30 protein-coding genes, 1 other RNA gene and 4 pseudogenes are annotated in these 25,030 nt (G+C 39.4%); 14 read left to right on the plus strand and 21 right to left on the minus strand.

The genetic code is table 11. The features are described 5' to 3' along the window. Positions 1 to 135 precede the first annotated feature (135 nt). Positions 136 to 510 carry a YoqO family protein gene (locus BLL41_RS11150; RefSeq protein WP_071577901.1) on the plus strand — a complete coding sequence of 125 codons (375 nt, stop codon included), beginning with the start codon at positions 136 to 138 and terminating at the stop codon, positions 508 to 510. A gap of 13 nt (positions 511 to 523) precedes the next feature. Here the strand turns inward: BLL41_RS11150 and BLL41_RS23300 are convergent. Then, a pseudogene (locus tag BLL41_RS23300) lies at positions 524 to 627 on the minus strand (hypothetical protein); the annotation flags it as partial. Positions 628 to 1,251: 624 nt separating this feature from the next. Here BLL41_RS23300 and BLL41_RS11155 point away from each other — a divergent pair. The 3 genes and pseudogenes from BLL41_RS11155 to phrK all read left to right on the plus strand — a co-directional run. Further along, positions 1,252 to 1,419, plus strand: a pseudogene (locus BLL41_RS11155) (phage holin); the annotation flags it as partial. A gap of 155 nt (positions 1,420 to 1,574) precedes the next feature. Beyond that, positions 1,575 to 2,690, plus strand: coding sequence for a response regulator aspartate phosphatase RapK (gene rapK, locus BLL41_RS11165; RefSeq protein ID WP_071577902.1), 1,116 nt, complete (start codon positions 1,575 to 1,577; stop codon positions 2,688 to 2,690). Beyond that, positions 2,687 to 2,809 (plus strand): phosphatase RapK inhibitor PhrK, encoded by a 123-nt coding sequence (gene phrK, locus BLL41_RS11170; RefSeq protein WP_004399440.1) that lies wholly within the window; start codon positions 2,687 to 2,689, stop codon positions 2,807 to 2,809. Before rapK ends, phrK begins: the two co-directional genes overlap by 4 nt. 58 nt (positions 2,810 to 2,867) lie before the next feature. Here the strand turns inward: phrK and BLL41_RS23070 are convergent. The 8 genes and pseudogenes from BLL41_RS23070 to BLL41_RS11205 form a co-directional block, all read right to left on the minus strand. After that, positions 2,868 to 3,281, minus strand: a pseudogene (locus BLL41_RS23070) (DinB/UmuC family translesion DNA polymerase); the annotation flags it as partial. A gap of 532 nt (positions 3,282 to 3,813) precedes the next feature. Then, positions 3,814 to 4,146 (minus strand): chaperone CsaA, encoded by a 333-nt coding sequence (gene csaA, locus BLL41_RS11175; RefSeq protein WP_017697558.1) that lies wholly within the window; start codon positions 4,144 to 4,146, stop codon positions 3,814 to 3,816. Positions 4,147 to 4,210: 64 nt separating this feature from the next. After that, a complete protein-coding gene (locus BLL41_RS11180; RefSeq protein WP_083427995.1) occupies positions 4,211 to 4,936 on the minus strand; it encodes an AraC family transcriptional regulator in 726 nt (241 codons plus the stop codon). 14 nt (positions 4,937 to 4,950) lie between these two features. Then, positions 4,951 to 5,703: pseudogene (locus tag BLL41_RS11185) on the minus strand (GNAT family N-acetyltransferase). Between the two features lie 76 nt (positions 5,704 to 5,779). Continuing rightward, positions 5,780 to 6,355, minus strand: coding sequence for a TetR/AcrR family transcriptional regulator (locus tag BLL41_RS11190; protein ID WP_071577904.1), 576 nt, complete (start codon positions 6,353 to 6,355; stop codon positions 5,780 to 5,782). Positions 6,356 to 6,360: 5 nt separating this feature from the next. Further along, positions 6,361 to 7,062: an MBL fold metallo-hydrolase gene (locus BLL41_RS11195; protein WP_071577905.1), complete on the minus strand. Its 702-nt coding sequence runs from the start codon at positions 7,060 to 7,062 to the stop codon at positions 6,361 to 6,363. A gap of 76 nt (positions 7,063 to 7,138) precedes the next feature. Then, positions 7,139 to 7,621 (minus strand): GyrI-like domain-containing protein, encoded by a 483-nt coding sequence (locus tag BLL41_RS11200; protein WP_071577906.1) that lies wholly within the window; start codon positions 7,619 to 7,621, stop codon positions 7,139 to 7,141. 54 nt (positions 7,622 to 7,675) lie between these two features. Next, entirely contained in the window at positions 7,676 to 8,614 is a 939-nt protein-coding gene (locus BLL41_RS11205) for a helix-turn-helix transcriptional regulator (RefSeq protein ID WP_071577907.1), read from the minus strand. 206 nt (positions 8,615 to 8,820) lie between these two features. Between BLL41_RS11205 and csk22 the strand changes: the two genes are divergently transcribed. Further along, on the plus strand, positions 8,821 to 9,366 hold the full coding sequence (csk22, locus tag BLL41_RS11210) for a mother cell-specific sporulation protein Csk22 (RefSeq protein WP_071577908.1): 546 nt from the start codon (positions 8,821 to 8,823) through the stop codon (positions 9,364 to 9,366). Between the two features lie 26 nt (positions 9,367 to 9,392). Here the strand turns inward: csk22 and czrA are convergent, their stop codons facing one another. Then, positions 9,393 to 9,716: a Zn(II)-responsive metalloregulatory transcriptional repressor CzrA gene (gene czrA / locus BLL41_RS11215; protein WP_003231284.1), complete on the minus strand. Its 324-nt coding sequence runs from the start codon at positions 9,714 to 9,716 to the stop codon at positions 9,393 to 9,395. A gap of 190 nt (positions 9,717 to 9,906) precedes the next feature. On the opposite strand from czrA, the gene BLL41_RS11220 reads away from it, so the two are divergent. Then, on the plus strand, positions 9,907 to 10,584 hold the full coding sequence (locus BLL41_RS11220) for a lysozyme family protein (protein WP_071577909.1): 678 nt from the start codon (positions 9,907 to 9,909) through the stop codon (positions 10,582 to 10,584). 89 nt (positions 10,585 to 10,673) lie between these two features. Here BLL41_RS11220 and BLL41_RS11225 read toward each other — a convergent pair whose 3' ends face one another. Then, positions 10,674 to 11,210, minus strand: coding sequence for a DUF420 domain-containing protein (locus BLL41_RS11225; protein WP_003231280.1), 537 nt, complete (start codon positions 11,208 to 11,210; stop codon positions 10,674 to 10,676). A gap of 137 nt (positions 11,211 to 11,347) precedes the next feature. Further along, a complete protein-coding gene (locus BLL41_RS11230) occupies positions 11,348 to 12,130 on the minus strand; it encodes a VLRF1 family aeRF1-type release factor (protein ID WP_071577910.1) in 783 nt (260 codons plus the stop codon). Between the two features lie 170 nt (positions 12,131 to 12,300). Here BLL41_RS11230 and BLL41_RS11235 point away from each other — a divergent pair, with 170 nt between their 5' ends. The 5 genes from BLL41_RS11235 (at position 12,301) to desR (ending at position 16,909) form a co-directional block, all read left to right on the plus strand. Beyond that, positions 12,301 to 12,798: an N-acetyltransferase gene (locus tag BLL41_RS11235; protein WP_071577911.1), complete on the plus strand. Its 498-nt coding sequence runs from the start codon at positions 12,301 to 12,303 to the stop codon at positions 12,796 to 12,798. A 63-nt stretch (positions 12,799 to 12,861) separates the two neighbouring features. Further along, complete coding sequence (locus BLL41_RS11240) at positions 12,862 to 13,839, plus strand: S66 family peptidase (protein WP_071577912.1); 978 nt, start codon at positions 12,862 to 12,864, stop codon at positions 13,837 to 13,839. A 161-nt stretch (positions 13,840 to 14,000) separates the two neighbouring features. Next, entirely contained in the window at positions 14,001 to 15,059 is a 1,059-nt protein-coding gene (desA, locus tag BLL41_RS11245) for a Delta(5) desaturase DesA (protein ID WP_071577913.1), read from the plus strand. Positions 15,060 to 15,178: 119 nt separating this feature from the next. Then, positions 15,179 to 16,291: a two-component sensor histidine kinase DesK gene (desK, locus tag BLL41_RS11250; RefSeq protein WP_014664256.1), complete on the plus strand. Its 1,113-nt coding sequence runs from the start codon at positions 15,179 to 15,181 to the stop codon at positions 16,289 to 16,291. Between the two features lie 18 nt (positions 16,292 to 16,309). Beyond that, positions 16,310 to 16,909, plus strand: a complete 600-nt coding sequence (gene desR / locus BLL41_RS11255; protein WP_071577914.1) for a two-component system response regulator DesR — start codon at positions 16,310 to 16,312, stop codon at positions 16,907 to 16,909. A 585-nt stretch (positions 16,910 to 17,494) separates the two neighbouring features. Here desR and BLL41_RS11260 read toward each other — a convergent pair. The 6 genes from BLL41_RS11260 to BLL41_RS11285 form a co-directional block, all read right to left on the minus strand. Further along, positions 17,495 to 18,358 (minus strand): LysM peptidoglycan-binding and 3D domain-containing protein, encoded by an 864-nt coding sequence (locus tag BLL41_RS11260; RefSeq protein ID WP_071577915.1) that lies wholly within the window; start codon positions 18,356 to 18,358, stop codon positions 17,495 to 17,497. Positions 18,359 to 18,605: 247 nt separating this feature from the next. After that, complete coding sequence (recQ, locus tag BLL41_RS11265) at positions 18,606 to 20,381, minus strand: DNA helicase RecQ (protein ID WP_071577916.1); 1,776 nt, start codon at positions 20,379 to 20,381, stop codon at positions 18,606 to 18,608. Between the two features lie 138 nt (positions 20,382 to 20,519). Further along, a non-coding RNA gene (ssrS, locus tag BLL41_RS11270) (6S RNA) lies at positions 20,520 to 20,706 on the minus strand. A 231-nt stretch (positions 20,707 to 20,937) separates the two neighbouring features. Next, on the minus strand, positions 20,938 to 21,564 hold the full coding sequence (gene azoJ / locus BLL41_RS11275) for an FMN-dependent NADH-azoreductase AzoJ (RefSeq protein ID WP_071577917.1): 627 nt from the start codon (positions 21,562 to 21,564) through the stop codon (positions 20,938 to 20,940). Positions 21,565 to 21,715: 151 nt separating this feature from the next. Beyond that, a complete protein-coding gene (locus BLL41_RS11280; RefSeq protein ID WP_071577918.1) occupies positions 21,716 to 22,207 on the minus strand; it encodes a TraR/DksA family transcriptional regulator in 492 nt (163 codons plus the stop codon). Positions 22,208 to 22,281: 74 nt separating this feature from the next. Beyond that, positions 22,282 to 22,614 (minus strand): hypothetical protein, encoded by a 333-nt coding sequence (locus BLL41_RS11285; protein WP_071577919.1) that lies wholly within the window; start codon positions 22,612 to 22,614, stop codon positions 22,282 to 22,284. A 77-nt stretch (positions 22,615 to 22,691) separates the two neighbouring features. On the opposite strand from BLL41_RS11285, the gene BLL41_RS11290 reads away from it, so the two are divergent. Further along, positions 22,692 to 22,919 (plus strand): hypothetical protein, encoded by a 228-nt coding sequence (locus BLL41_RS11290; RefSeq protein ID WP_071577920.1) that lies wholly within the window; start codon positions 22,692 to 22,694, stop codon positions 22,917 to 22,919. Here BLL41_RS11290 and yocM read toward each other — a convergent pair. Beyond that, the gene (gene yocM, locus BLL41_RS11295) at positions 22,906 to 23,382 is read right to left on the minus strand and encodes a salt stress-responsive protein YocM (protein ID WP_014664265.1); all 477 of its coding nucleotides are present in this window, start codon (positions 23,380 to 23,382) and stop codon (positions 22,906 to 22,908) included. The two genes, BLL41_RS11290 and yocM, sit on opposite strands and share 14 nt — an antisense overlap. A 66-nt stretch (positions 23,383 to 23,448) precedes the next feature. On the opposite strand from yocM, the gene BLL41_RS11300 reads away from it, so the two are divergent. Beyond that, the gene (locus BLL41_RS11300; protein WP_004399338.1) at positions 23,449 to 23,712 is read left to right on the plus strand and encodes a hypothetical protein; all 264 of its coding nucleotides are present in this window, start codon (positions 23,449 to 23,451) and stop codon (positions 23,710 to 23,712) included. A gap of 4 nt (positions 23,713 to 23,716) precedes the next feature. Continuing rightward, the gene (locus tag BLL41_RS11305) at positions 23,717 to 23,950 is read left to right on the plus strand and encodes a hypothetical protein (RefSeq protein ID WP_014664266.1); all 234 of its coding nucleotides are present in this window, start codon (positions 23,717 to 23,719) and stop codon (positions 23,948 to 23,950) included. A gap of 82 nt (positions 23,951 to 24,032) precedes the next feature. On the opposite strand, the gene BLL41_RS11310 is transcribed toward BLL41_RS11305, so the two are convergent. Both BLL41_RS11310 and BLL41_RS11315 read right to left on the minus strand, forming a co-directional pair. Next, positions 24,033 to 24,377 (minus strand): PH domain-containing protein, encoded by a 345-nt coding sequence (locus BLL41_RS11310; protein ID WP_003220141.1) that lies wholly within the window; start codon positions 24,375 to 24,377, stop codon positions 24,033 to 24,035. 354 nt (positions 24,378 to 24,731) lie between these two features. After that, positions 24,732 to 24,935 carry a DUF6501 family protein gene (locus tag BLL41_RS11315; protein WP_003231245.1) on the minus strand — a complete coding sequence of 68 codons (204 nt, stop codon included), beginning with the start codon at positions 24,933 to 24,935 and terminating at the stop codon, positions 24,732 to 24,734. Positions 24,936 to 25,030 lie beyond the last annotated feature (95 nt).

Here is a 25,030-nt window from a genome sequence, read left to right on the forward strand (position 1 = left end):
TATTCATTAATTTAATTCCTTGGGATTTTTGATAAAACCACGATTTTAATTTAACTTTAATGTGCACCATCTTGAGAAAATCCCCTTTAATTGGTAAACTCATACTTAACTTTTTATATACAAGTTGGTGTTGCCTTGAATAAAACAATCGGAATTGTTGGATTAATTATCAGCATAGTAGTGCAAACATTTTCGGCCGATGAATCGCTATCGCATAAGATTGCTACGGCTTTGCTATTTGTATCAATAATGATTTATAATTTTGAACATGCTAAGGATTATTCTAAAAAGTCACTTGTTATTTTAGGAGTTACCTTTATTCTTTTGATGCTAGGAGTTTATCAACTGCTCTCATTTACCAGCGATTACTTTGAAAAGCTTAATGTGAATTTTAGATATACCCTCTTATTTGAAATAGCATTAATTATTGCATTGGTAACGATTGCAGTAAATGTAATGAAGTACATTGCGAATCGGTTAAGGAAATCGACTAATGGTAAAGAGTTATAGCTCTTTGCCTTTTTTATGCTAAATGCTTCTTTCTATGCGGTCTTTTATGTATGAAATCAAATGCTTTCCCTAATTCCTTCTCTTCTGTTACCGCTGAGTAATAACAATTACTTGGCCATATCTTATATTGCATATAAGGTTTAGTCAGTCGAGATCATTGAATATATAGTACTTTACTCAGAACATTTTGCTTATTAAGGACATAATAAGTGTTCGTATTAATTTTTCCTGTTACGATAACGATCAAAAACAAAGTAATTTATCCCATTTTAAGACAGAAGTTATTCTGCTTTCAAAAAAATATTCTTGATTTTCCCTTTTTTATATGCATCCATAAAGCATTCGAGCATAACCATTATATGTAACTGAAATGCAGGTATAAGAGTTATTATATAGGGATTACACTACCATTATATGGGGGTATATTAACATCCAAATACTCAAAAGCAAGAACAAATGTACCCATAGCACTTCCATTTCCACACCCTATCCAAATTTTCATTTTCCTAATTCCACATCAGAATCACCCTTTTTCACATCGTAATCGCTATCGTAAAAGCCTATAGTATCAACGTTTTTCCTTCTTAAAATTTTCCTTTTTTATCAATATCTTCTTAAAACAACCACTTTCCCCTACTCCCGCTTATGTTTTACGCTCGTTTACCCCCTATTCACTAATTAAAGTATCAAAAATTCTTATGTTTACTGTCTTTTTTAGCTCATTATAAATTTTTACGATAAGCAATTGCCTCTGCTTTTGGATATGACTTGACTGTATTTGGTGACGATTTAACAGAGAAATTTAATGCTCTTCTAACTTTTTTAACTGCAATGGGCATTATTGTTGATCCAACAACTCAAGGTATTTCTGATAGTGAACAAGCAATGGATTATGATTCACCGAGATAAACCCCATACCCTTCTCTTGATTGAGGAGGGTATTTTTTTTCGTTTTTTCAAATGAAAAAATTGCAGAAAACTTTACATCCTTTTACAATTTTTTCAATGACTATGTTATGATTATTTTCGAGAGATTTTTGAAATTTTCAGAAAGAGGGGTTTGAATGAGTAAGATCGCTTCAGAAGTTGTCGCTACTACACTGAATGACTGGTACATTGCTATAAAAAAGCAAAAGGTTGATGAGTCAATAAAATATTATTCAGAGATAAAGAAACTTTTTGATGAAATGGAAGAAGATCAAGAGGTTCTTGCGTATTATAGTCTATTAGAAGAAAGACATAAAATGTTGCTACATTCCTCACGAGGAGAACCTTTACAAATGCACACCTATTTCACTGAAGACAATCAAAACTTCATTAAAAAAACAAATGACAAATTAGAATACAACTTTTATTTATTTGAAGCAATGTATGAGGCATACAACAAAAACTATGATCGAGCAATTAACCTATATGGATTAGCTGAGAAAAAGCTTGCAGAAATTCCAGATGAAATTGAAGCAGCTGAATTTTACTCTAAAGTCTCTTACTTATACACTCTTGTTAAACAAAGCATTGTGGCACAACACTATATAAAAAATGCAATTTCAATATATAAGCGACACCCTGATTATAAATGCAAACTAGCTACTTCAACAATGATTGCAGCTGCAAACTATGCTGATATGAAACGATTTGAGGAAGCAGAAAAATATTATTTAGAAGCAATTGATATTGCAAAAGAAACAAAAGATGAATTTTTGAAAGCTCAATTATATCACAACCTCAGTATCGTTTATTCTGATTGGAACAAACCTGATAAATGCATTAAATCTCTTGAAAAAGCAATAGGAAATGAATCTTGGTTACATTCAATTTATTATATAAATTCTTTATTCATGATGATTAAAGAACTCTTTAAAATTGACAAAAAAATGAAAGCAATTAATTTTTACAATAAAGCACAGGAAAGACTCACATTAATGGAGAATAAAGTATACGAAGCCAAAATTAGCATCTTATACAACCTTTATTGTGGGGAATTAAAAAATAATTTCAATAATTGTATTAGTAATATTGAGTTTTTAAAACAGCAAAATGAACTTGAAAGTGTAGATGAATTGTCCTACATAGCTGCAAAAAGGTTTGAATCAATAGGTGCTTTTGAAGAAGCAACAAGCTTTTTCAATGCGAAAATTTGGGCTGAACAGAAAATGAACCAGGTGGAGGGAATCTTATGAAAAAACTTGTGCTTTGCGTATCTATTTTAGCTGTAATTTTAAGTGGGGTAGCTTTAACGCAATTGAGTACAGATTCACCATCTAACATCCAGGTAGCTGAAAGGCCTGTCGGAGGTTAAAAAAGGTTGATTGATTAATTAATTTAGCCCAACTCATACATTTGAGTGGGCTTTTATTTTATGATTTATGTCCCCCAGTAAGCCCAGCTCTGTGAAGTGCAGTTCCTGCGAATGTATAAAAAACTGCTCTCAGAATGGCTTTTAAGCCGTATTTACTATCTTATTCCATCTATGACAAACCAGAGCTTCCTTCTCTTTTCATTATCCACTTCAAATAAACTCAACTGTTGATTAACATCATTCTTAATATTTGATAACGTAACTGAGATACTTCTCACAAAAGAGCATCAGCAGCTCTATAAATATCCAACGTTATATTGTATTAACATCTATTGTTTTCACTGGGTGAAACCCAATCCCAAGCTCATCTTTTTTGTAGTCAATTCCAGACTTATTGTTCGACTAACTAGTAGTATGTACGTTCCCTTCTTGCAACTTCTTCACATATCTCCAGCAGAAAAGCCTTAATCTCTGGATTGCTTAGAGTATTGAATACTCTCATTGAAGAGACATAAAGAAAAGATAGCTTTTGGTGAACCTAATATAATTAAACCAATTAAAAGTCTAGATTAAAAATGATGTCCTTTTTGGGGCATTTATCATCAAAAAAGACCCAGATCAAAAATCCAGGTCACAGTAGTCCCTTGTATTCACTTTAATATTTAGTACGTTTTCATTGATTTAACAGTATTTCTGCCAACTCTTAAAATGTGTTTGAGATCACACTTCGGGTCACAATCAGGTCACATTCCATGTTATTGTTGCCAAACTCTAAACCATTATTGTCATACAATCAAATCAAAATAAGACAAGTTTTATTACGTTTTCAATCACATTAACAAAGTAACCCTTGCATTCCTACGCCCGCCATGCTATATTCATATAGCGATGAGCTGAATTGTGTAAGCCGATGTACATGCCTTTTGCGGCACACACGAATGTGGCGTGTGGTGCATCGCCTCAATACGCAAAGACGTTTGCCTTAGGCAAACGTCTTTTTTGTGTTATCCGATTTTTGTGCCGTTTGAAACAGGCTGATCCGGCTGCAGCAGAACAACATCGCCCTGGCCGGGAATGCCGCCAAGGACCAAGACTTCCGATTTGAATCCGGCGATCCGGCGAGGCGGAAAGTTCACGACTGCTATGACTTGCTTGTTGACGAGACCTTCCGGCTGGTAACGCTTCGTGATTTGTGCGCTCGATTGTTTTATGCCGATTTCCGTCCCAAAATCTATTACAAGCTTGATTGCCGGTACTCTTGCTTCAGGAAATTCTTCCGCTTTTACAATTGTTCCCGTTCTGATATCCAATTTCTCAAAGTCTTCAATGACTGCCATATCAATAACTCCTTTTTCTCCTATTGTAAAGGAGATATTCAAGATTCGTTTAACCAAAGAGCCATTATTTTTTATCTGAATATAAGGTGTTTCGATACAGGCGGGGCGGCATTCCTGTGTTTTTTGTGAACCATCTGGTAAAAGAAGAAAGGTTTTGAAAACCCAGCGCCTCGCTCACGACAGTAAGGGTTTCATTTCTCTCCATCAGCATTCGTTTTGCTTCCTCAAGGCGAAGGTCGGCAATATAGTTCTGCGGGGACTTCCCTGTCTGTTTTTTGAACCAGCTTGAATAGTAAGCTGGGTGATAATGCTCGATTTCTGCCAGCTTCTTAATCGTCAGCCGCTCAAATAAATGGCTGTGAATGTATGCAATTGAGGCATAGCTATGGGATTGAAGCTTTTCTTTTATGTATTGTACTAGCATATGAAGCGAGTTGGCTTTTCCGGCCTTTGCTTCCTCTGTCAGCAAGTACCTGATCGAAGACCAGAAAGGATCGAGTGCAGCTTCAATTCCCGATCCTGCACGATACTCATCAATTTTCATTGCATGAAGCGGAACATCCAGTACAAGACATTCATTTCTTCCGATAGAACGGAAGCGATGCTCGCACTCCGGTGGAATATATAAAAAATGATCCGGATTTAATTTCACCTGGCGCCCCTCAGTCTCAAGATCTATACTCCCTTCAAGCGGAAAAAGAAATTGGCTGTATGCGTGCTTATGTGAATGATAAATGCGTGTGTATGTCCGTTTTTCGCAAATAATCTCTTGAAGCGAATCCATCGGCAACCCCCTTCCTTTGGTCATCTTTTGATCCGGTAATGGTGTTCCGATATAGGCGAAAATCCGATTTTTTCATATAAAGAAACTGCCGCCAGATTTTCTTTCATCACTTGTAAAAACATGCGTTCCGCTCCGTTGTTTTTTGCCCATTCAGTCAACACCCTGATCACTTGGGTTCCCGCCCCTTTTCCTCTGTGCTCCTCGGCTACAACAATATTACTAAGTCCGCCATAACCATCTATAACAGAAACCGTCCCAAGCGCTGTCAGGCTTCCTTTGTCATACATATTGAAAAAAGTTTTACACGGGGCATGCGTTTGAAAATGTGTTTTAAAATGTGTTTAACCTTGATGACGCTCGGGCGAAAACCCTTCTAATTGAATAAATTCATCTATCCAAACAGATGATGGCTCTTGTTCCCACTTGTATGTAAATCGGTTGTTATCATTTGTTCGGCACATAATCGACCGGCACAACGCTGTCATCTGGAAGCACTCGTCAACCTTTTCATATCTGCTTTCTGCCAATGCGTCATCAAGCCCTTTCGGTGATGCGTTGCTAATATGAAAACAAACAGGCAAGCCTAAACTTTGATAAAAAAGTTCGGCCTCTAGCTGAACATCCCCTTCAGGCATATCCGCAGAAGTCCATACGCTATTTGCCCTTTTGGTTACACCAAAATTCGCTCTGAGAAGCCATTGCCCTATGCTTTTTTGAATATAAGGCGGCCATGAAGCTGCCGCTAACCGTTCAATCTTGTGAATGTCATCCATTGCATAATGTCTCTCCCCTATGTATACTCCCTTGACATTATACAATATTCAGAAATATATGACACCTTTTATATGTTTACATAATAGTTTTATTGTTTATTAATAAACCTGACAAAAACGTTCGAATTGAAAATGACAGGCTTTCTGAAATGTTCTCCTCTCGTTCAAATGCTTCTTTTGCAATTAAAGCAGTAAAGCCATGCAACAGGCTTCTGAGCCCCCTTGTCGCATGAATGGCAGTCTTTTCACTTGCATAGCCGTTTCCAATGAGCAGCTCGGTCACAAGACGGATAATCTGGTCTGAAGCGATTTCCGCCCTTTTGTCCTGAACCTTAAGCAGAGCCGCTTCATAATATCCGGGATTTTCAATTGCAAAATCAACATATGCATGAGCTAAAGAAAGGATAGCGGCATCTCCCTTTAGTTCCGTTACAGAATCCGCCATTTGATCAAAAAGCTTTGTCAGACCTCTGACAGCAAGTTCTGTTCTGATTGCTTGAAGCCCGTTGATATGGTTATACAATGACGGAGGGCGTACATTCATTTTTTTAGAAAGCGCTGCAAGTGAGACACCATTTACCCCTTCCTGATTGGCGATCTCAGCTGCAGCGTCTATAATCATTTTTTGGGTTAATCCTATTCTCGGTGACATGCTCATCATCCTTTCTTTGCTTTTTGGATCGCCTGGCTCATCTGCTCTGAGGGTGATCGCAGGAAATTCCCATGTCCGACAGCGAGACAGGAAGGCGCCTTATCGGCGAGCAATTGTGCACTTTTGATGGCCTCCTCCTTATTCCATGTGGCGAAAGCGGGAAAAGGAAACGTCCATTTTATCTGGCCTGAAACAGCGATTCCTCCGCGCGACTGAAACGCATCCCCTGCTATTAAAGTGCCGTTTCTTGTATCAAGAAATGACATGCTGCCCGGTGTATGGCCCGGTGTTGGAATGGCAAGCAGGGAACCAATTGTTTCACCGCCCGTCAGCAGTTGGTGGGGCTTTGTTTGTACGTGTTTCGGAATACCTCCCTTAACAGGCGTCTGCGGCTCATCAGGCCGTAAGGATGTGTCACCTTGCAGCAAGAATGAATCCCGCTCCGAGATCATGACCTTTGCATGCGGAAATGTTTGTGTCAATGTATCCAGTGATCCGACATGGTCCCCATGTGCATGAGTCAGTAAAATATGCTGAAGCGGTTTTCCAAGCTGATTCACAGCTTGAATAATCCCTTTATAGCTGCCTGGCAGTGCGGCATCAATAAGGGTGACTTTGTTTTCTTCCTCTACTAAATAGCAATTAACCGGAAACAATGCTGGAAAAAAAGTCAGCTGCCAAACCGTTTGGTACTGAGTAATCCTCATCTTTTTATTCCTCCTAACAAAAACTAATGGTGTTAGTTTTATTATTAACTAACACCATTAGTTTTTCAAGAGTTTATTATTTTTTTATCGCAACATAAATGTTAACTTGTGCCCGCTGTGGCACTGCAGCACTTCGATCATACATCTCAAAGTCACCTGTAAACGTGCGCAGATGACGCTTATCCCAAGTCCAAATTTCCTTCCACGTTTCAAGCACAATCTCTTCAATAGGACCGATTCTGGACTTGAAAACAGCGTAAGCGGAAGCAGGCAAATCAATGTTTTCATATGGTTCCTGAAGAATGCCGTCGTATTCCTGAAACGTTCCGACTGAATATGTGTAAAACCCATTTGTCTCCTGTTCATAATTCGAATATAAGGCAATAATGCTCTGGTCTTTTTCTCCCTGTGATAAAAGATCGCTCACATCCTGCTTCCAGAATTGGTCCCACAGTGCGGGAATCCTCCTTTCTTCCGTCATTTCCAGTGCGTTGCTCGTTCGTTGTGAGAGTCCGGCAAATCGTTTCCGGTCTAAGTGTGTCATATGTGAAAAGCCCATACGATCTCCTCCTTTTTTTTAAGATTATAGACAAAGAAACCTGACAGCAGTGTGTCAGGTTTCATATATTTTTTGCATGTGATGAATGGTTTCTTTTACTTTATCCCGTATATGAAGAGGCTGCAGAACCTCAATATCCTTTCCGAACTGGAGCAAAAAACCGATCAGCCATTGATCTTCTGGAAGTGAAATCACTGCCCGGCAGATTTCATCTTCATCACAGTGAAGGAGATCATATCCGAACCATTCACCTATGCGCTGACGTGCTGCCGGCTGAACAAGAATAACCAATTCAGTTAAACGGTCCTTTTGGTACCAACTCTTATCCCATGGCAAAGTGTCCAGCTGAATGTCTTTTCTGATAAAGGTCTGATGTAAGATGGCCAGATCTTTCATCCGGTTTAGTTTAAAAAAACGAAAATCATTTCTTACCAGGCAGTAGGCATATAAATACCAGTGCCCCGCCTTGCAAACCAATGTATAAGGTTCAGTTTCCCGAAGCAGTGTTTCCCCGCTTGCGCTTGTATATGTAAAAGATATCGTTGACAATCGATCGATGGCGGCGCTGATTTTCTCACGAAGCGCCTTTTGATCCTCAGTCTGGCCCCAAGCCGTCATGTCAATAAACCATTTTTCAGTTTGGCGCTTAAATGCTTCAGCTGACTGCTCAGATATGAGGTGCTTGATTTTTTGATAAGCGGTGCTGTGAGAAACAGGTTCATGCATAGAAGAGACACTCTGCAAAGCAGAAGCGATCGCAAACAGCTCCTCCTCTTTCAGCCACTCTCTCTCAAGCCGATACGTCTCCATAATGCCAATTCCGCCCCCGGAGCCCTGTGAGGTCACAATTGGAATACCAGCTTTATTGATCGCCTCAATATCACGGTAAATTGTTCTGACTGAAACTTCAAACAGCTCAGCAAGTTCAGCAGCCTGCACTTGTTTTTTGCTGATTAATAATACAACCATCGCTAACAAACGTTCCAGTTTCATTCTGCGCACCTTTTCTTCTTGTATTTTCCATCAAAACAATCATAACATTTTGATAAAGCTTGGGCATATCTATTATGCGGCCGAATACACCTCGCATATGTTATGAAAACAGGGGTTTCCCCTTCTTTTTTGTGTTCAGTATTTTATTTCAGCTACTATTTCCAACCGGATAAGCATACACTTCTCAACGGAGGGGATTTCACATCATGCATTTTACACTTCAAAGCGTTTATCCTGCCATGATTATCATCTTTTTTCTGTATAAAAAAATTAAAAGGTCCATCGGATACCAGCCGCTGAAGCCCCGCTGGCTGTTCACCCGCATCATTCTTTTCTCGCTGTTTGCTTTTGGACTTTCAATCTTCAGCCTCATTCACCCTTTTTTATTTGGATATCTCATTTTGGGTATTCTTGGCGGATGGTTCCTTGTCTTTTTTGCTAAGAAAAACATCTCCTTTGAAAAACGCAGAGGAAAGATCTATTTTCGGACTCATATTTGGGTAGAGGTGATTCTCTTAACTTTGTTTCTATCAAGATTTCTGTATCGAGTGACGGAGCTTTATCTTACCTCACCTGATCTAAACAGCCTTGGATCATACAGTCAGTCAATCGGAACGGACCCCCTGACAATTGGCGTCTGTTTTCTGATAGCCGTTTATTATATCGTTTTTTCTTCTTTTGTCATCAAGCTTAGCCGAAACGAACTCGAACAGCACGAACACAATAAAGAAAAAGACATCCTTGCCCGCTAGCAGCGAGTTAAGCAAGGATGTCTTTTTCAATCATGCTGTGTATGATGGATCATTTGCTGAAGAACATCTAAAACATGTTCATCCTCCGGAGAGTAATAAATCGATGTTCCTTCTCTGCGCGATTTGACAAGCCGGAGATTTTTTAAAAATCTAAGCTGGTGGGACACTGTGGATTGCAGTAAATTCAGCTTTTCTGCAATTCCGTTTACTGCATGTTCACCCTGTGACAATAAATGAAGAATTCTGATTCGGGTAGGATCAGAAAGCGCTTTGAATGTTTGCGCTACTAGAAACAAAGTCTCCTCGTCCAGATCAGCAGCCGATTGTTCCGTTTCTCTAAATTCAGTCATATGTATCACCTCTTTATTCATAATTTTATCTTATAACAAATGCGCTTGAGTGCAAAACAGCCTGCTTGTGTTCCATTTCAATCTCATAGTTTAAATTTATGTTTCAAATCAGGTTTTTACTTGGTCTGATTTGTCGTTCTATGTCATAATAAAAAGGTCATACTGCTCCAAACATTGAGGGTGAAACACAGTGAAGAAAAAGAGAAAAGGCTGTTTCGCTGCTGCGGGTTTTATGATGATTTTTGTCTTTGTCATCGCCTCTTTTTTATTGGTCTTGCTTTTTTTTAACCGGGATTTAATCAAAAAACTTCCGATCGATACGAAAACGATTGTTTTGGAACGTTTAACCGATTACAAACCCTTGGTGGAAGAAGAGCTTGAAAGCCAGGGACTCCCTAATTATACATCACTCATATTAGGCATGATGTATCAGGAGTCAAAAGGAAAAGGCAATGATCCCATGCAGTCCTCTGAATCTCTGGGGTTAAAGCGCAACGAGATAACAGACCCTCAACTCAGTGTTAAACAAGGCATCAAGCAATTTACCCTCATGTACAAGACCGGTAAGGAAAAAGGTGTGGATTTGGATACCATTATTCAAAGCTACAACATGGGGGCAGGTTACATTGATTTTGTAGCTGAACATGGAGGAACGCATACTGAGGAATTGGCAAAACAATACTCCGAGCAGCAAGTCAAAAAAAATCCTGATCTGTATACTTGCGGGGGAAACATGAACAATTTCCGCTATCCGTATTGCTACGGTGATTATACGTATGCAGAAAAAGTAAAAGAAAAAACAAAAACTGTTGAAGAATCTATGCAGGTTGCAACACTTGAAACCATGGAATCCAAGGCTCATGAATAAGAGTCTATCAATTTGCTGACAAAAGCCCAAACATGAATTTGGGCTTTTGTCATGTTTTCATGTAAAAAAAGCCATACTCAGTATGGCTTTTAATAATACGGTGAAATCATCAAATATACAATAACGCCTGTAAGGCTTACATACAGCCATAAAGGCATTGTCCATCTGGCGATTTTTTTATGGCGCTCTACCTGCATGCTGAAACCCCTGATCAGCGTAAACAGCGCAAGCGGCACAATGATTGCAGAAAGGCAGATATGTGTAATTAAAATAAAGAAATAAATCGGACGCATAATCCCTTCTCCGCCATAAAGCGTATTTTCCGCAATTGAGTGGTAAGTCACATAGCAAATCAAAAATAGTAATGTTGTTGTGAATGCGGCCAAGATAAAGCGTTTGTGAGCTTTAATATTTTTCTGTTTAATCATAATCAGCGCGGCCAATAAGAAGATAAACGTAAAGCTGTTGAATATCGCATTCAGCATGGGCAAAATGTGAATATTCGCATGGCTGAACTGATCTAATTTAGGCATAAAAAACAGCACTGCGATTAAACCGTTAATCAGAACTGTCAGCGTGAGGACAATCCCCGTGTAATTTTTCGGTTTATTTTCTGTTTGATTCATTTGGTGACCTCTCCTAATTTGTACTGGCTATCCAAATCGTATGCAAATTCAAAGAAGATGTCAACGTTTTCGACTGCTTCGTCAGAAATTAGACACACTTCAAAGGCCGGCGGCTATTAGCCCCGGCCCTGTTAGATTTACGCCTCTTTTATCAGATGTTGAATGACCTTATGTTCATTTTCATTCAGGAGGTTCTTTTGAATTTTCGAATGAATGGGTTTATTCATATGCTGATCCAAGATATCGGCCGTTTCTTTATCACCGGCGATAACCATTCGTTCCCATCTTTTCGCAGCAGCTTTTTGATCAAGGCTGGCAGCCAGCCGCTTATACAGTCTCGATTGGTTCTCTGTTACATGTTCCCTCATCCGGTTCTCTTCAAATGGTGCCGCTTTGTCTACAGCGGAATGGCAATTCTTCCAAGACTCATTGATCATATCATACTCATAACGCTCCACCGCCTCAATTTTTCCTAAAACGGTTTCAATAATTTTCACTTCATGCTGTTGAGTTAAAATAAACGCCGTACTTGGATATGTTTGGCGCAAACTCCTTAGCTGATCCAGGACAGCTGTTTCTTCCCAGTAAAATCTAGTATCTACAGGGACTTGAAGCTTAATCGGTTCCCATATGCCGCTGTCGGAAACAAAAAACACGAGACTGCGGGGCATGTCTTTTCCCATTGCATTCAAGTATTGATTCATTTTAACCCTGATTCCATCCAGACACTTTTCCTCCTCTGGATCACTAGCTGCCAAATACTCTTTTAATCGGCTGAATCCTGACTTTAGGGCAATCTTCCATTCTCCCCCCTGCTGCTCTGGATCTCTCATGTCTGTATTAAGATACAGGGAGAGAATTTTATCCGGCGGTTCCAATTGGACATACTGTAATTTGTTAATCAATGAATCAATCGCCATTCCGATTCCTCCTTTTTCACAGGTTAGTTTTCTTTTTCCTCTCTTAAAAACGATCAAACCTGACTTTGCGCTAATTTCTAGTAATAATGGAATTGTTGTTTACAATACGCCTCTCTTCTAATACAATTGGTAACTGTGTTTCTAAGCTGATTTTTGAAAGGAGTTTGATCTTGTTTACTATTAAAGAAAAAAATCGTCAAGAGCTTGAGGAAGAGTTAAATGATTTAGAATTTCAAATTTACCGGATGCAGGAGAATATGAAGGATTTATCTAAAGATGCCAAAGTGCTTGGTATTGATCAATCGAAACATCAAGAGTGGATGATTGTTTCCTCGATTGATGATGGCCAAACATGCAAAATTATGCTTACCGATTGTAAAACGGCTTATAGAGGAAAAGGCTGTTTTTCACTTGTAGCATCTTATAAGGATGATGCCATTCATATCGGGGACATCAAAGGCCCTCCGAATCACGGGTTTGGTTCCATTTGCATGAAATATTTAAAAGATATTGCAAGAGACCACAATATACCGAAAGTCACCGGAGACATCGCCAAACGGGATTGGAATCATGTAGACCGGCTGATTCATTTTTACGAAAAACATCAATTCAAAGTATGCGTCGATCCTGATACCCAATCCGGCAGCATTAAATGGGTTGATTTGTAAAAAAACCTGGAATAATGAGCCAAGATGTGCTGTAATGGTGTAAAACCATTGATGGAGGGTTCTATGTACGCCTCAAAACTGAAAAAGGGAGACGAGATCCGGATTGTGTCTCCCGCAACCAGCATGTCTATATTATCAAACGAAGCAAAAATTCAAGCAAAAACAACATTAGAACGCTTAGGTTATCGGGTCACCATTGCTGAACATGCAAATGAATGTAACGAATTTGATTCATCCTCTATCGAATCAAGAGTTGATGATCTGCACGCGGCCTTTTTTGATCCCGGCGTCAAAGCGATTTTAACAACACTCGGAGGCTTCAATTCAAATCAGCTGCTGCGCTATCTTGATTACGAAAAAATCAAACAGCATCCAAAAATTCTGTGCGGCTATTCCGATATAACGGCCCTCAGCAATGCCATTTATCAAAAAACGGGTCTTGTTACGTATTCAGGCCCCCTCTTTTCAACATTTGCCATGAAAAAAGGGCTCGATTATACAAAAGATTATTTTCTTTCTTGCTGCGCTTCGGACGACCCGTTTGAGATTCATCCTTCGAGCGAATGGAGCGATGACCGCTGGTATTTGGATCAAGAAAGCAGGCATTTTTATCCTAATAACGGACCTGTTGTGATTCAAGAGGGTTATGCGGAAGGCACTTTGATTGGCGGAAACCTATGCACGCTTAATTTGCTGCAAGGAACGGAGTATTTTCCAGAAACAGAACATACCATTTTATTGATTGAAGATGATTATATGTCAGACATCCACATGTTTGACCGCGATCTGCAATCACTCATCCACCTCCCCGCTTTTTCACATGTAAAGGGTATTTTGATCGGCAGATTTCAGAAAGCATCAAACGTATCAATAGATCTTGTAAAAGCCATGATCGAAACAAAAAAAGAATTATCCGGCATCCCGATCATCGCAAATATAAATGCTGGGCATACCTCGCCAATTGCCACATTCCCTATAGGGGGAACATGCAGGATTGAAGCTGTTTCAGGCACATCACGAATATGGATCGATAAACATTAATCAGCTTGTAAATTATTTTACAAGCTTTTTTAGCGCAATCGGTTATGCAAGGCGCACCAGACATGACAAATGTCATATAGGAGGCATGATGTGTGCTACTACAAAAGACTTCTCTCATTAGCGTATACTGAACCGAGACACACAATGAGAGGATACTTACTATGACTGAACAAACCGTTGCACATAAACAAAAACAGCTGACAAAGCAAGTCGCTGCATTTGCTCAGCCTGAAACGAAAAACAGCCTGATTCAGCTTTTGAACACGTTTATTCCATTCTTTGGCCTATGGTTTCTTGCTTATCTCAGCCTCAATGTCTCCTATCTTCTTACGTTAGCATTAACAGTGATTGCCGCGGGTTTTCTGACAAGAATTTTTATCATCTTCCATGACTGCTGCCATCAATCTTTTTTCAAACAAAAACGCTATAACCATATTCTCGGTTTTCTGACAGGTGTCCTGACTTTATTCCCGTATCTTCAATGGCAGCACAGCCACTCGATTCACCATGCGACAAGCAGCAATCTGGATAAACGCGGAACAGGAGATATCTGGATGTTAACAGTGAACGAATATAAAGCTGCATCCAGACGAACAAAGCTTGCATACAGACTTTATAGAAACCCGTTTATCATGTTTATTCTCGGACCGATTTATGTTTTTCTGATCACGAACCGTTTTAACAAAAAAGGCGCAAGACGCAAGGAGCGTGTAAACACATACCTTACGAATCTGGCAATTGCCGCGTTGGCTGCCTCTTGCTGTCTGATCTTTGGCTGGCAATCGTTTTTGCTCGTTCAAGGCCCGATATTTCTGATTTCAGGTTCAATCGGTGTTTGGTTGTTTTACGTGCAACATACCTTTGAAGATTCTTATTTTGAAGCGGATGAAAACTGGAGCTACGTTCAGGCCGCTGTTGAAGGCAGTTCATTTTATAAACTTCCGAAGCTGCTTCAATGGCTGACTGGCAATATCGGTTACCACCACGTTCATCATTTGAGTCCAAAGGTGCCTAACTATAAGCTTGAAGTGGCTCATGAACATCACGAACCATTAAAAAACGTACCGACAATCACCTTAAAAACAAGTCTGCAATCACTTGCATTCCGCCTTTGGGATGAAGATAAAAAACAATTTGTGTCCTTTCGGGACATCAAACATAAACCTTCAAGCTCTTCGCCTGGTTCAACAGAAAAAGAGCAGTTGCGAAAGAACGCCTGATGATGAAGGAGGTCTTCTAATATACTAGAGGACTTCCTTTTTATTATTGGAGGGTGCATTCCGGCTTTCACAATGATAAAGTTACAAGTAAGATGAAAAGCAGAAAATGAGGTAAGATCATGATTAAAAAGCATTTTACATTTCAAAAACTAAGCGGGATTACGCCCTATATATGGACAATATTTTTCATCCTCCCCTTCTACTTTATATGGAAATCATCATCTACATTTGTTATTATTGTCGGCATCATTTTGACGCTTTTATTTTTTTCCGTATATAGATTTGCTTTCGTCTCAAAAGGCTGGACCATTTATTTGTGGGGGTTTTTATTAATTGGCATTTCGACGTCCTCCATTACTCTGTTCAGTTATATTTATTTTGCTTTTTTTATCGCGTATTTTATTGGAAACATTAAGGAACGCGTCCCTTTTCATATTTTATATTATGTTCATTTAATAAGCGCGGCGGTCGCAGCTAATTTCAGTCTCGTATTAAAAAAGGAATTCTTCTTGACTCAAATTCCTTTTGTCGTCATTACCCTCATCAGCGCGATTTTATTGCCCTTCAGTATAAGAAGCCGCAAGGAACGCGAACGGCTGGAAGAAAAGCTTGAGGATGCAAATGAACGGATTGCAGAACTGGTAAAATTAGAAGAACGGCAGCGAATTGCCCGCGATCTCCATGATACGCTTGGACAAAAGCTTTCTCTTATCGGATTAAAAAGCGACTTAGCGAGAAAATTGATATACAAAGATCCCGAACAAGCAGCTCGTGAACTGAAAAGTGTTCAGCAAACAGCGAGAACTTCTTTAAATGAAGTAAGAAAAATCGTATCCTCCATGAAAGGCATCCGGCTCAAGGATGAACTGATCAACATTAAACAGATTCTCGAAGCCGCAGACATTACGTTTATCTATGAAGAAGAGAAGTGGCCCGAAAATATCTCATTGCTTAATGAAAACATTTTGAGCATGTGCTTAAAAGAAGCAGTTACAAATGTCGTCAAACACAGTCAGGCTAAAACTTGCCGAGTAGACATTCAGCAGCTCTGGAAGGAAGTTGTCATTACAGTGTCTGACGATGGAACATTTAAAGGAGAAGAAAATTCCTTTTCCAAAGGACATGGCTTACTCGGGATGAGAGAACGGCTTGAGTTTGCAAACGGAAGCCTTCACATCGATACCGAAAACGGCACCAAGCTTACCATGGCAATTCCTAATAATTCAAAATAAACATAAAGGATGGCTTACATGATTAGTATATTTATTGCAGAAGATCAGCAAATGCTGCTGGGCGCTTTAGGATCACTTCTAAACCTAGAAGACGATATGGAAGTCGTAGGAAAAGGTACAACCGGCCAAGATGCTGTTGATTTTGTCAAAAAACGCCAGCCTGATGTATGTATTATGGACATTGAAATGCCTGGAAAAACAGGCCTTGAAGCTGCCGAGGAGCTAAAGAATACAGGCTGCAAAATTATAATCCTAACCACCTTTGCCAGACCCGGCTACTTTCAGAGAGCTATTAAAGCAGGCGTAAAAGGCTATTTATTAAAAGACAGTCCGAGCGAAGAGCTCGCCAGCGCCATCCGTAGCGTTATGAACGGAAAGCGCATCTATGCACCTGAGCTGATGGAGGACTTATACAGCGAGGCTAACCCTCTGACAGATAGAGAAAAAGAAGTGCTTGAACTTGTGGCTGACGGTAAAAATACAAAAGAAATCGCTCAGGAACTCAGCATCAAAAGCGGGACGGTGCGAAATTATATCTCAATGATTCTAGAAAAGCTTGAAGTGAAAAATCGAATTGAAGCCATTACCCGGTCAAAAGAAAAAGGCTGGTTTAAATAAAAAAGGATCTTGGCATCCCTGCCAAGATCCTTTTTTTGTTAACCGGAATTCCCGATGGAAAACATCGCCGAAACCAGAATTAGAAGACGGATCCATATCCTTCGCTTCTAATGCCTACTGAACGATTATATGCTTAACAGCCTTAGATTGACTAGATGTCCTGTTAAAATCGTCGGCCACTGCCGAATTGCTTGATATCGATTGAATTGCGTTTTCAGTATGGAAAGTCATCTGCTGACTGCTTCGCTTTACAAACTGCCTTGCCCAACTGCAAGAGTGCCTAATTTGACAATTAAAAACCATCTAAAATAAATACCATTCCGTATATGGCAACTGCTACATCCAACTGCTTTTTATCCGCCAAAAAAGATATTTAGCAGTTCATTTCACCGATCAAGGATATTAACAACCAGCTATAAATGTCATGGCGCAAAATGTCTCTGTAATGCAGAATCATTCATTGAACATGAGAGCCCCTGAATCGCACATAAAAAGAAAAACGGGACCACTTTTCTTTTATCAGCATATGATAAAGAAAAAAAGACACAAGCCAAAAGCTCATGTCTTTTATCACAATCTATATCATTAGTTTAAGATTTTAACACTTACAGTTTTGACGCCCCAATTTGATGCATCGCTTTTATTTGGTACAAATACGTCAATTTTATTTCCTTTAATAGCGCCGCCAGTGTCTGCTGCTGTTGCTTCCCCGTAGCCTTCAACATAGACTTTAGAACCTAGTGGAATCACATTAGGATCAACCGCGATAACTTTCGCGTTTGGGTTCTTATTTAAGTCAATGCCTGTTGCCGTAACGCCGGAGATGCCGCCGTCGTTAGCAGTGTAAGCAGTAGCAGTAACTGTTAGTTCTTTTGAAGCTTCTTGATTATTTGTATTTGATTGAACAGCCTTCTCTTCTGTGTTAACAGAAGTTTCTGCCTCAGCTTTTGTTTCTTGTTTAGGTTGCTGTTGTACAGCTTCTTGTTTAGGTTGCTCTTTTTGCACAGCCTCTTGTTTTGGTGCAGCTTGAGGTGCGCTTGTTTGCGCATTCTCAACAACTGTGTTTGCTGCTGTTGCCTGACCTTTTACTGAAAGAGTTGATCCAGCATAGATCATGTCAGAGCTTAAGTTATTCCAAACTTTCAGGTTGTTGACTGTCGTGCCGAATTTTTGAGCAATCTTAGAAAGCGTATCTCCCGCTTTAATTGTATATTGCCCATTAGTGGTTGTTTCTTCTGAAGAAATGGTCAGTTTTTCTCCTGCAATGATTTTATCAGAAGTTAACTTGTTCCATTCTTTTAAGTCCTTTAGGTTCACTCCGTTTTTCTGAGAGATTCCCCAGAGCGTATCACCCTTTTGCACCGTAATTTCTTTTGCAGAAGCGTGAGCTCCGAATGCAGTTGTAGAAAGTGCAGCAACTGCCACAAAGGACATAATCGTCTTCTTCATAAGTAAATCCTCCCTTGTTAGCTTTTTATTGGCGGCTAACAGGTGATATCGTAACACACGTAAATGTCAAATCAATAACAAAAAGATATGATTTAGATTACAGTTCCTTTACATGAAGGATTTCTCTCTGATGGAAAGACTTGCTGAACCCTTGATATAATAGGCTTCGCAAGTCTTTTTATTTTAAGACAAAACAGAGAAAATAAAATGTGTTTTTTATAGAAAAAAAGATTGTTTTTCTGTTTTTTTAGTCTGTCATCCTTGCATAAGCTTGTATTTCTTGTAAAAAAAGCCGGCCGTATTTTGCTCTTTTTTGTTCTCCGACTCCTTTTATAGACAGAAGTTCCTCATCATTTACGGGCTGTTTTCCTGACATTTCTTTTAACGTTTGGTCAGAGAAGACAACAAATGGCGGAACACCCTGCTCAGCCGCAATTTCTTTCCGAACCATGCGCAATCGTTCAAACAGCTCGTCATTTTCAGTTATCGCTGCCGCTTTTAACGCTTCTTTTCTCGTTACTGATAATTCTCCTCTCAGCACATTCCTTCCTTTACTGCTGACAAAAAGAGTCGGAAATGTTCCGTCTGACATCCTGATAAAGTCGTCAGAAATAAGAAATTCGATAAAATCACTGATTTCACCAACTGATTGGTGTTTTAATATTCCGTATGTTGAAAGGTCCGAAAAACCGTTTTCAAGAACTTTTTTATTTTTGGAGCCGGCAAGCACCTGGGCAACTATCGTCTTGCCAAATCGTTCTTTCATGCGAATCATACAAGATAAGACCATTTGCGCCTCCCTCGTCACGTCATGGGCCGCCCTTGTATCAGTGCAGTTTCCGCATTGTCCGCACGCATCAGGCTCCTTTTCTCCGAAATACATAAGGATAAAACGCTGCAGACAATCTTCCGTATGACAATAGTCGACCATTTGTCTCAGCTTTTTTAAATCCTGCTTTTGTTTCTCTTCATGTTCTGATTGCTCAATTAAGAAGCGCTGCACCATAATATCCTGCGGTGAAAACAGGAGAACACATTCACTGGCAAGGCCGTCCCGCCCGGCTCGTCCCGCCTCTTGATAATAGCTTTCCATATCTTTTGGAATTTGTGCATGCAGAACAAATCTGATATTTGATTTATCAATACCCATTCCAAAAGCAGAGGTTGCCACCATCACTTGAAGCTCATCATTAAGAAACCTTTCCTGCTGCTCTTTTCTCACATCATCAGCCAAACCTCCGTGATACCGCCCTGCCCTGACCTGATTTCGTTTCAATCTCTCATATATCCGATCAGCTTCTTTTCTGGTCGCGGTATAGACAATTCCTGCTTCATGTCTGTTGTTTTGCACATATTCATCTATAAAACGATCTTTATTTTCTCCTTTTACTACTTTAAAGGCTAAATTTTCTCGGGAAAATCCGGTATATACCGTGTTTTCTTTTTGAATATGCAGCTGTTTGCAAATATCATCATGAACCTCAGGTGTGGCTGTTGCTGTTAACGCCATGATGACAGGCTTGTCGTGTAATTCACGGAACAAAATTTCAATATTCCTGTAGCTTGGCCTGAAATCGTGCCCCCATTGAGAAATACAGTGCGCCTCGTCTATTGCGACCAAAGGAACATCTATGCCCTGCAAAATCCGGATAAACTCCGTGGACGTTAGTCGCTCTGGTGTAATGTAAAAAAGCTTATAAGCCCCTTCTTTGAGTCCGTTCAGCCTCTCGTATATTTCCTGATTGGATTGTGTGCTGTTAATGTAGGCGGCGTTAATCCCCGCTTCTTCTAATGCATCAACTTGATCCTTCATCAAGGAAATCAACGGTGAAATGACGATCGTCGTCCCTTCAAACATTAATGCTGGAATTTGATAGCAAATCGATTTGCCGCCTCCCGTTGGCATAATACAGGCCGTATTTTGCCTCACTTCCGTTACCAAGCGGATCGCTTCATCTTGGCCGCTGCGAAGCTTTTCATAACCAAAATAATGAGCCAGAAGGGATTGGGCTCTATGTAACATAATGTGTAAACCTCGCTTTTCCTTGAATTTCTCCCATCATATCATAAAAAAGCGGCCTTCATTTCTTTCACACAAAAATTGAATTTTGCTATACCAACCTTTTCAGATAAAATAAAAAGCCATTTCCAAAAGGAAATGGCTTTCGCTACGTCTTGCCGTATGCAAGTAAGAAAGTTTTAAACCACCACTCCTCAAAGTGGGTGTTTGCAGAAACATTCCTGTCGTCCTCAGCAATGGAGGCATGACATTCCGGCTTCGATATAAAACTCCCTATTACAGCTTAAAGGTTAAAACTTAATTAACAATACGCACAAAGTAGCTTCTTTTATATAGTACACCATCAGGCGGTTTTAATCAAGAGGCCAGAACAATTGTTTAGAAAAACTTTTTCCAGCCATTAATAATGTTTTTTGCTATTATATCCAAATATTCGACAAATCAAAAAATATATTACAATAAAAAAACAGCCTTTTTTCGCTATGAGGATTCATCACTTTCTTCTATATAAATATGTCTACAAAAAAACTCCTATCGCAATGAAAGGAGTTTTTGTTCATTAGAATTTTGCAGCAAGATCTTTTGCTTCTTGTAAACCTTTTTCAACAATTTCTTGCGCTTGATCAGGCGCTGCGTTATGTCCTTCGATGACAACTGTGTGCAAGTCTTGAACACCCCAGAAACCAAGAACTGTTTTCATGAAGTTTAATGACATTTCTAAAGAAGCCATTGGTCCTTCAGAATAAATGCCGCCACGCGCGTTAAGGAGTGCAACTTTTTTGTCACCCATTAAACCAACTGGTCCTTCTTGTGTGTATTTGAATGTAACGCCTGCACGAGACAGATAATCAACATAAGTATGAAGCACTGCTGGCACTGTGAAGTTCCAAAGCGGGAATGCGAAAACAACTTTGTCAGCTTTTACAAACTGATTCAGATATTTGTCGGCAATTGTTGCTTGTTTTTTCTCTTCTTCTGTCATTTCCATTCCTTGACCTGCTTTAAATGTTCCGTTAATCATATCTCTTCCAAGGTAAGGAAGGTTTTCTTTATGAAGATCTAATTCAACCACTTCATCATTAGGGTTATTTTCTTTATAAGCAGCTAAGAAAGCTTCGTAAAGTTTAGTTGAAACGCCTTCTTCAGCTGTACGGTCGCTTGATTTTACAAATAAAACTGTAGACATTTGTATTCCTCCCGGTAAACTTTTTATATTTACTTACAAATAGTATGTTACTTTCTTTTTCACTCGAAGTCAATCACTTTATTTTGAATATGAGATTTTTTTCAAAAAAAAAAGCAAGTACATCTATTATCGGTGTACTTGCCTGCCATTTTTACTTCGAATCTTGTTCACGATCTAAGATTTCATACGTCTGTGAGCTTTTTTGATCAATTGTTTCTTTGTTGGATAGATCTTTTACCTGTTCGTGAAACGCTCGTTCATATGAAGGAGCATCTCCCTCAAGATCATCCTCCATATCAGCTTGTGCCTCAACTGTCATTCTTGCATAGGGAACAGCTTCAAGTCTTTCGTAAGGAATGTCTTGACCAGTTTTTTCACACACGCCGTAAGTTCCGTCTTTCATCTTTTGTAATGCATGGTTAACCTCCTCTAACAGCTCCCGGTCAATCTCTCTCACCGTTTGGTCTGTCATCCGGTCTGTGACGAGCGTACCGTGGTCTGCCATATGGTTGTCAACCCCATTGGAAAGCTCCCCCACTTCTTCTGTCATTGATTCTGTTTCCTTTTTCTCTCCAGACAATTCTTTTTGCATATCGAGCAATTTATGATAGAGATGCTGTGTTTGTTCATTTGTCAGTGCCATGTATATCCTCTCCTTTCTATTCTGTTTCCCGTTTTGCCTCCTGTCAAACATGGGAACATGGATGGAAAGATGAGCTACTGCCTTTTTGAACGGATCGTGACCGCTGGTGTTGATGGTGCTTCGGGTTTTCGCTGGCACTTTTTGTCTTTCTCTTCTGGCGGTATATAATAGGTTGCGCCTATATTTAATCTGCCGCTCAGTTCATCAATGGTCAGCTCGCCGAATTCAAGATGATAATCAATTTTTTCAACATTTAGCGTTTCAATATGTATATAGGTTTCTTCAGACTCCTGTTTGCTGCTGTTGTTCTGTTCTTCAAGCAGTGAAAGCCTTTCTTCACATTCACGCAGTTTGTCAAGTTCTGGTTTCAAACAATGCCTGATCAGCGACCTAAGCATTTTTTTCATGACATCACGACCCTTTGCATACTCCTCTTTCGTCTACATATATAATGTGATATATCCCAAAGAAAGGAGAGGTTTTCATGCTTCCGACTAACATCAATATTTCTCTTCTCAAAACTAACACGATAGGCACCGGCTCATCTCTTACCTTTGGTTCTGCGGAATTAAGGAACAGGTGCTCTGCTATCAAAAGAAATAACGGTTTTGGGGAACAAAATGCAGATTTTGTGGCCATGGTCATTCCGATTGAATCAATTGATGACCGTGATGGGGCAGATGCACTCAGTATGAAAATCAATCATCTATAACAATGGTTTTCGCTTGACCTTCGTCTTTTTGAATGGTGATGTATAGGATTCCGTCTTTAAAAATGGCACTCATCTTTCCATGAAGATGATCAGAAAGCGGAATTTTCTTTTCAAAACTTCCGTATTTCCCTTCTTTTTGGCGAAAGTCCTGTTCATTAAAATAGGAAAAGCGCTGCCCCTTCACCACTAAATAATCTCCGTACGATAATATGTGAACGTCCTGTTTACGGTAGCCTGGAAGATAAATTAAAAACTGGACTTCCGTAACGGTATCTACAATATCCATGCTTGGAAATGAAGCATCTCCTTTCCCTCGCTGATCTTGCTGCGAAAACGGAAACGGAGATTGGCCATTTGTCATAAAAGGGGTTTTTTGGTCTTCATCAAATACCTGTTTCCAAAAGTCACCGCCGTACATCTGCTGTGCGAATTCCATCCACTGCTTCATCTTTTCGAAATCCATTTGAAGCCCCCTGTCTTAACATACTTTATAACCGCCAGCATACAACTATAGAAAGGAGGTTTGCCTGTGGTTCAACCAACTCCGTATATCAATATTAATATTTTCATGCTGAAAATTAATTCCTTTGAAAATGCTTCAGCGGTTAACGTAGGACAAAATTTATTGGCAGAATGGCAAAATTCAGATAAAAAAAATCAAGGCTACGGACAGAATTTTGGAGATGCGAGCGGATTTATGGGCACGAGAAGCCATGTGGATGACAGAGATCAAATTGATTCTCCGGCCTCTTTTGAAAGTGAAGCGGTTAACTCCTCGATCAAAAGGAAGTGATGAGATGTTCTTTTCACCCTCCGTCGTGAATGTCGGCGGATTTAAAATCAATACGATGGACCGTGGTTCCTCTTTAACACTCGGTCCGTATCAGCAGGTCGATTACTTTTTATCAGCCAAAATAAATCAAGGCTTTGGAGAAGAAAATGGCGACTTTACTCCTCTTGTCGTACCGATTTCAAATGTATTAGATGCGGATCTTATTGATTCGAACTCAGCGAAAAACAGTGTGGTATAACAAGAACAGGGCGCATATGCCCTGTTCTTTTTTTATATAAAAAAAGCCTAACCATTTTTTGAACGGCTGGCTCATCAAATATTCAGCTGCACAAATGCTTTGTCAGCACCGCCTGAACTTCGCTTAAATCGGTGTCTTTCGCAAATTCTAATTCGAACGTTTTGCTTCTTGTCATCAATAACAGCCCAGTGTCCGGATCAAACATTCCCGCTTCTTGGATGGCAAAGCTTTCAATTGTTTTATATGGAAGAAATACACGAACCTTCTTTTTGGAAAACATTTTATTGTCAAAGAAAATGATCCGCTTATTTGTAAAGCAAATTTGGTCCACTCGGAGCTTATAAATCGATTCTATTCTTTCCCCTTCAACGAGCAAAGCTTCAAGCTTCTTTGCGTCCGTTGATCTGCTAACAGAAAAAATACCCAATGAAGAACCCCTCTTTCTGCATTTATCTATTTGTTTTATCATTCACTACATAAAAATAAGTCCTTTATCCCTATATAAGAATACGACATAGAAGACATTTAAACCATTACGAACAGATTACATTTTTCAAATTTTTGATTTGTTTTTCGGCTTTTAAGCTGTTGTCATCAAGTAATACGCACATATTAAGAAAAAAGTTTCAATATTCAGCAATGTTTTTATAAAAAAAGTGGTTTTTAATGTTTCATTCATTTTGTTTTATATTTCCTGTTTTAATCACAAAAAAACCGCAGCTGAGCTGCGGTTTTATGTATCGACTGCTTTTAACAAGACCTGTGATGCTTTAAGGGCACATTACATCTCTTCGAAGTATTCTTTATAGTAGCCGCCCACTTTATTCGTATTGTCGACCACAAAGAGAAACTCCTCTGTTTCATTCTTTACTTCATATTCTTTTCCCGGAGTTAAGACCCGGTTTACGATATATTTTTTTGCGTTTGTCTGCACACACTTTACTTTTTTAATTGTTTCTTTTTCAAGCCAATTTTTATGAATCATGATGAAATCTCCTTTTCTTATCTATAAGCTTATTGTAGCTTTTTTCTTTTGTAAATTGCAATATCGGTTATTCATTGATTTTGCCTTGATTTCTA

The organism is Bacillus sp. FMQ74 (assembly GCF_001875785.1).
Taxonomy (GTDB): Bacteria; Bacillota; Bacilli; order Bacillales; family Bacillaceae; genus Bacillus; species Bacillus stercoris.

Bases quoted from the DNA above. Each gene is read 5' to 3' on its own strand.
- rapK (WP_071577902.1), top strand. From the start codon at position 1,575: ATGAGTAAGATCGCTTCAGAAGTTGTCGCTACTACACTGAATGACTGG.
- phrK (WP_004399440.1), top strand. From the start codon at position 2,687: ATGAAAAAACTTGTGCTTTGCGTATCTATTTTAGCTGTAATTTTAAGT.
- csaA (WP_017697558.1), bottom strand. From the start codon at position 4,146: ATGGCAGTCATTGAAGACTTTGAGAAATTGGATATCAGAACGGGAACA.
- BLL41_RS11190 (WP_071577904.1), bottom strand. From the start codon at position 6,355: ATGTCACCGAGAATAGGATTAACCCAAAAAATGATTATAGACGCTGCA.
- BLL41_RS11195 (WP_071577905.1), bottom strand. From the start codon at position 7,062: ATGAGGATTACTCAGTACCAAACGGTTTGGCAGCTGACTTTTTTTCCA.
- BLL41_RS11200 (WP_071577906.1), bottom strand. From the start codon at position 7,621: ATGGGCTTTTCACATATGACACACTTAGACCGGAAACGATTTGCCGGA.
- BLL41_RS11205 (WP_071577907.1), bottom strand. From the start codon at position 8,614: ATGAAACTGGAACGTTTGTTAGCGATGGTTGTATTATTAATCAGCAAA.
- csk22 (WP_071577908.1), top strand. From the start codon at position 8,821: ATGCATTTTACACTTCAAAGCGTTTATCCTGCCATGATTATCATCTTT.
- czrA (WP_003231284.1), bottom strand. From the start codon at position 9,716: ATGACTGAATTTAGAGAAACGGAACAATCGGCTGCTGATCTGGACGAG.
- BLL41_RS11225 (WP_003231280.1), bottom strand. From the start codon at position 11,210: ATGAATCAAACAGAAAATAAACCGAAAAATTACACGGGGATTGTCCTC.
- BLL41_RS11230 (WP_071577910.1), bottom strand. From the start codon at position 12,130: ATGGCGATTGATTCATTGATTAACAAATTACAGTATGTCCAATTGGAA.
- BLL41_RS11240 (WP_071577912.1), top strand. From the start codon at position 12,862: ATGTACGCCTCAAAACTGAAAAAGGGAGACGAGATCCGGATTGTGTCT.
- desA (WP_071577913.1), top strand. From the start codon at position 14,001: ATGACTGAACAAACCGTTGCACATAAACAAAAACAGCTGACAAAGCAA.
- desK (WP_014664256.1), top strand. From the start codon at position 15,179: ATGATTAAAAAGCATTTTACATTTCAAAAACTAAGCGGGATTACGCCC.
- desR (WP_071577914.1), top strand. From the start codon at position 16,310: ATGATTAGTATATTTATTGCAGAAGATCAGCAAATGCTGCTGGGCGCT.
- BLL41_RS11260 (WP_071577915.1), bottom strand. From the start codon at position 18,358: ATGAAGAAGACGATTATGTCCTTTGTGGCAGTTGCTGCACTTTCTACA.
- recQ (WP_071577916.1), bottom strand. From the start codon at position 20,381: ATGTTACATAGAGCCCAATCCCTTCTGGCTCATTATTTTGGTTATGAA.
- azoJ (WP_071577917.1), bottom strand. From the start codon at position 21,564: ATGTCTACAGTTTTATTTGTAAAATCAAGCGACCGTACAGCTGAAGAA.
- BLL41_RS11280 (WP_071577918.1), bottom strand. From the start codon at position 22,207: ATGGCACTGACAAATGAACAAACACAGCATCTCTATCATAAATTGCTC.
- BLL41_RS11285 (WP_071577919.1), bottom strand. From the start codon at position 22,614: ATGAAAAAAATGCTTAGGTCGCTGATCAGGCATTGTTTGAAACCAGAA.
- BLL41_RS11290 (WP_071577920.1), top strand. From the start codon at position 22,692: ATGCTTCCGACTAACATCAATATTTCTCTTCTCAAAACTAACACGATA.
- yocM (WP_014664265.1), bottom strand. From the start codon at position 23,382: ATGGATTTCGAAAAGATGAAGCAGTGGATGGAATTCGCACAGCAGATG.
- BLL41_RS11305 (WP_014664266.1), top strand. From the start codon at position 23,717: ATGTTCTTTTCACCCTCCGTCGTGAATGTCGGCGGATTTAAAATCAAT.
- BLL41_RS11315 (WP_003231245.1), bottom strand. From the start codon at position 24,935: ATGATTCATAAAAATTGGCTTGAAAAAGAAACAATTAAAAAAGTAAAG.